This is a genomic window from Megasphaera jansseni (assembly GCF_047974155.1).
In the GTDB taxonomy this organism is placed as follows: domain Bacteria; phylum Bacillota; class Negativicutes; order Veillonellales; family Megasphaeraceae; genus Megasphaera.
The window spans coordinates 1-3,836 of record NZ_JBHYRR010000060.1 but is presented as its reverse complement, the minus strand read 5'-3'; the positions used below and the strand labels follow the sequence as shown (position 1 = coordinate 3,836).

General features: G+C 45.0%; 6 protein-coding genes. All 6 read left to right on the top strand.

Translation table 11 applies throughout. The features are described from left to right. Positions 1-51: 51 nt before the first annotated feature. A complete protein-coding gene (locus tag ACE418_RS13330) occupies positions 52-303 on the top strand; it encodes a helix-turn-helix domain-containing protein (RefSeq protein WP_416451065.1) in 252 nt (83 codons plus the stop codon). A 21-nt stretch (positions 304-324) separates the two neighbouring features. Then, positions 325-1,416 carry a zinc ribbon domain-containing protein gene (locus tag ACE418_RS13325; protein WP_416451064.1) on the top strand — a complete coding sequence of 364 codons (1,092 nt, stop codon included), beginning with the start codon at positions 325-327 and terminating at the stop codon, positions 1,414-1,416. Positions 1,417-1,437: 21 nt separating this feature from the next. Continuing rightward, positions 1,438-1,860 carry a hypothetical protein gene (locus ACE418_RS13320; protein WP_416451063.1) on the top strand — a complete coding sequence of 141 codons (423 nt, stop codon included), beginning with the start codon at positions 1,438-1,440 and terminating at the stop codon, positions 1,858-1,860. Positions 1,861-1,900: 40 nt separating this feature from the next. Continuing rightward, on the top strand, positions 1,901-2,287 hold the full coding sequence (locus tag ACE418_RS13315) for a hypothetical protein (protein WP_416451062.1): 387 nt from the start codon (positions 1,901-1,903) through the stop codon (positions 2,285-2,287). Between the two features lie 14 nt (positions 2,288-2,301). After that, the gene (locus ACE418_RS13310) at positions 2,302-2,763 is read left to right on the top strand and encodes a hypothetical protein (RefSeq protein WP_416451061.1); all 462 of its coding nucleotides are present in this window, start codon (positions 2,302-2,304) and stop codon (positions 2,761-2,763) included. 134 nt (positions 2,764-2,897) lie between these two features. Then, complete coding sequence (locus ACE418_RS13305; RefSeq protein ID WP_416451060.1) at positions 2,898-3,647, top strand: zinc-ribbon domain-containing protein; 750 nt, start codon at positions 2,898-2,900, stop codon at positions 3,645-3,647. The last annotated feature ends 189 nt before the right edge of the window (positions 3,648-3,836 follow it).

Here is a 3,836-nt window from a genome sequence, read left to right as displayed (position 1 = left end):
GCTGGTGACTATGTCTATATGCCTATTATACCAGAAAGAGTTAGGTAATGTATATATGAGGGAGGTCCTACACTAGTTGGTGCGAAAGTTTTATACTATCGAACGCTGGAAGGGCTGACCCAAGAAGAACTAGCTAATAAAATTCATATTAATGTGAGCACGCTGAGCCGTATCGAACGGGGAAAATATAATCAAGGTGTTTCACTGGCCATGTTATTTGATATTGCCGAAGGGTTGAATATTGAAGTCAATTTATTGGTCACTTTTAATGATGATGAGAAAAAAATTTTATGGAATCAATAAATTTAATGAGGAGGGATTCATATGAAGTTTTGTACAAATTGTGGTGCCAAAATGCAAGATGAAGATGTATTCTGTACGAATTGCGGCAGTAAGTTTCCGCAGCAGATTATGGAGGATGTCAAGAAGACACAAGGCGTAGTGCCTAAACCAGCCTCTGCACCGTCTGCTGCAGCGAATGTGGGACATACGGAAAAGCCAAGTGCCGTGAACCAGTCATCTGCTTCTCATCTATCGGCCGAAGCGGAATTGCAAAAAGCGCGGGAGATTTTATTCCCCAATGGTGCCATTCCCGATTATACTACGGCGTTGCTGCACTTAGTGCAGGCCAAAAAATTAGGTGCTAAGTCGCAGGAAATGGATCAGCTCATGCTGGTGGACCAGCTATATCGGACAGTAGATATGATGAAACAGGCAGAAGTAGCTACTCATCCTGAATTAGCAAAGATAGCTTCGGATATGCCGGTATCGCATCAGCCGCAGGCGTCCTATCCTGTGAATGCTGGACATCCGGCATCGCCTCAAGGGGCATCGCAGCATCCGTCGTCCCATCATCCGAAAGACCATGGCGGAACGGGGCATTCTAAACAGAATTCAGGGAGCCAAGCCGCAAATTATATGAAAGCGGCTGCCGTCGGTGCTGTTACCGGGGCTGTAGCCCAGGCGGCGACAAGAGCCATTATGGGGCAATCTGGTACATCCGGAGCACCGACGATGCCGGGCGTAGCTGCGAATCCATCCGTTTACTACGTTCCCGATACGGGAAATACGTTGACCGATGCCGATATGCTTACCTTGATGAGTGAAGGCGGAAGTGGTACGACGGGGCCTGTCGAAGAAGATTATTCGCCTATTCCGACGGCAGAAGCGGCTGATGTGTCGTATAGTGGGGATGATCCATCTTATACGGACGATACCTCTTATGCGAACAGCGATGACTCTTCTTATGATGATGACGGAAATGACTATGTGTCCGATGACGATGGATATGATGCGGATATAGATGATGAATCAGATAGCTCCCCGCTCGACTCCTTCGACTCGGATGATAGTGACAGCGGTAGCTTCTTTAGCAGTGACGACGATGATGGCAGCTTTTTTGATGACTTATTTTAACGGAAAGAGGGAGGGATAACTATGGATTTGGCAAAACGGCAGTCTGTGAATAAGTATTTTTTATATATGGGATTCATCGTGGTACTGCTGCTGACAGCCCTTTCCCTGGGCGGATGCGGTCAATCGTATGATAAACACGTACAGATGGTGCGCAACGGAACGATGCAGATAAGTCCGAATGTACAGGTTGGCCCTGCTTTTGATCAGTTTTTTGCAGATGGCAAATGGGAATACTTTAAAGCGACAGATAATTCACAAGTTGTCCAATTCACAGGAGAATGTACGTGGGAAAATAAACCTGCTAAAGCCAAAATACAGTTCATTTTAAAAAATGATAAATCTTTTGAACTGGGTCATGTAGATATCAATGGTGTTTCTTTGAATAAGTTGGAAAGTCTGGCTATGGTCAAAAAGGTGCTGAACAGTTATCATAAGAAGAAATAGCAGGCTTAGGAATATTTTGATAGAGAAAGGATGAGGGCACATGCATAAGCAATCAAAACATTGGCGAAAACTCATTATGATGGCTGTGTTAGGTTTTTCTCTAGCTCTTGGCGGTGAAACGCTTACTTTGCAACCTGTACAAGCTTGGTATTCGGTCGGCTATGGTTATCAACTTGATGAATCATCTTGTGTCAGCCTGAAAAATACGGGATGGGTTCATGAATTTGCCGCCATTGTATCGGATGGGTCCGATACGACGACGATGTATTTCCTGATAGATGGCAGTGAGAATAACGGTGGCATTTACTACTGGTATCGCACGGAAGGTGATAGCTCATGGCAACGGGGAAAAGCGTATGATGGCAGCGTCATCAGCAAGTTGTGTCAGGCAGCCTTTAAGTATACGTATGGTGAAATGTTGACCTAGAGGAGGGAACGAACATGAAGAAAATTTTATTATTGTTATCTTTGGTTTGTACGTTGTTATTCGCAGGGACGGCGATGGCTTATGATCCCTATCCCAATCATCTGGGCGGCGATGATAATTATATCCTCGTTGATGGCCATATGGGAGTGGCCTGGTATCTGGATCGGAGTTCCTTATATGTTGAAAAATATGAACCGCCACAGTACATCCTTGCTGTCAATGTCTGCCAGGTAAACGGTGCAGATAGAGGAAATACAGCTGTTTCCCGTGTCCTAACTGAACGATTCTTCTACAACTGGGATTTACGCCAGATGTATGTCGACCGTGATGGCAGTTCTAACTGGCGCTATCTGGATCCCAATGGCTCGTGGGCTGCGACGGGTATCGTGATGCCTGCCGGAGAAATGGCTTTTTACCTGGCTTATGATATGAGATTCTATGGGTGCTTTGATAGTGAGTTCTACCAGCGGAGCTGATGCGTCGGCTCATGAAGTTGCCTGCTGTCATGGGATAACTACGCGAAGAGGCTGTTGCATTAAGCAAAAAACTGCATAATGCAACAGCCATTTTTCTTGTGATAAAATGAAGGGAAAGGTAAGGAGAAGTAATTATGGGAAAATTTTGTCCTAAGTGTGGCAGGCCCGTTGGGGCACAAGTCAAGTTCTGCCCGCATTGCGGAGAACCATTGACGAAACCGGTGCAGCCCATACCGCAGCCAACGGCATCACATATGTCACAACGTCCGGTGATGCAACATGCACCGGAAAACAAGCATAAACAAGATAAGAAGAAGTATATGATGGTAGCTGCGGCTGTTCTGACCATTGTCTTGATTGGTGTCGGCGGGTACTTATATGGATCGAAATCGGCCCAGTCTGCACCGGTTAAGCAGGCAGATGTCCTGAAGGATAAACCAGTTGAAGAGACAGGGACAAAGAAGTCACAGGCCAACGATGAAGAGACTTCAAAGACAGATGAAGTGGCGTATAAGCAGTATGTCAACAGTCGTTTCAATTATTCTTTGGACTACCCGGATTCTTTCGTTAAGACCCAGCAGCCAGCTAATAATGATGGTGTACAGCTGCGCAACCCCAACGATTATGCTACACTTGATGTATATGGGTCCTATCGTTCAGTCAGTACCCTCGATGGGGATTATCAAAGCGCTCTCAATAGGATTACGGGGAAATTAGGGTATCATACGAAAGGCGGAAATTGGTATGTCATTACTTGGGAGAAACAAGGAAAACTCTATTATACGAAAGCTCTCTATAAGAATGGCAAAAAGGCCGTGTTTACCTTGCAATTTCCTGCTAAGTTAAAGGATGAGTATTCGCCGATTTTAGACCATATGGAGTAAGCGGAAAATAAATCAGTGTATAGAAAAAGCCTCAGACTTATGCTATCCTTTCTTCATAAGTCTGAGGCTTTGATTCTATTTATTCTTTGCACTTTTCCTGGGTCTTTGTTGCCCAAGGCAGGTATTGATCCAAGGTTTCGGCATCTTTGAAGTTTGCTGTATTCGGCAGCTTTTCAAAAAGGTATTTCA

Bases quoted from the DNA above. Each gene is read 5' to 3' on its own strand.
- ACE418_RS13325 (WP_416451064.1), top strand. From the start codon at position 325: ATGAAGTTTTGTACAAATTGTGGTGCCAAAATGCAAGATGAAGATGTA.
- ACE418_RS13320 (WP_416451063.1), top strand. From the start codon at position 1,438: ATGGATTTGGCAAAACGGCAGTCTGTGAATAAGTATTTTTTATATATG.
- ACE418_RS13315 (WP_416451062.1), top strand. From the start codon at position 1,901: ATGCATAAGCAATCAAAACATTGGCGAAAACTCATTATGATGGCTGTG.
- ACE418_RS13310 (WP_416451061.1), top strand. From the start codon at position 2,302: ATGAAGAAAATTTTATTATTGTTATCTTTGGTTTGTACGTTGTTATTC.
- ACE418_RS13305 (WP_416451060.1), top strand. From the start codon at position 2,898: ATGGGAAAATTTTGTCCTAAGTGTGGCAGGCCCGTTGGGGCACAAGTC.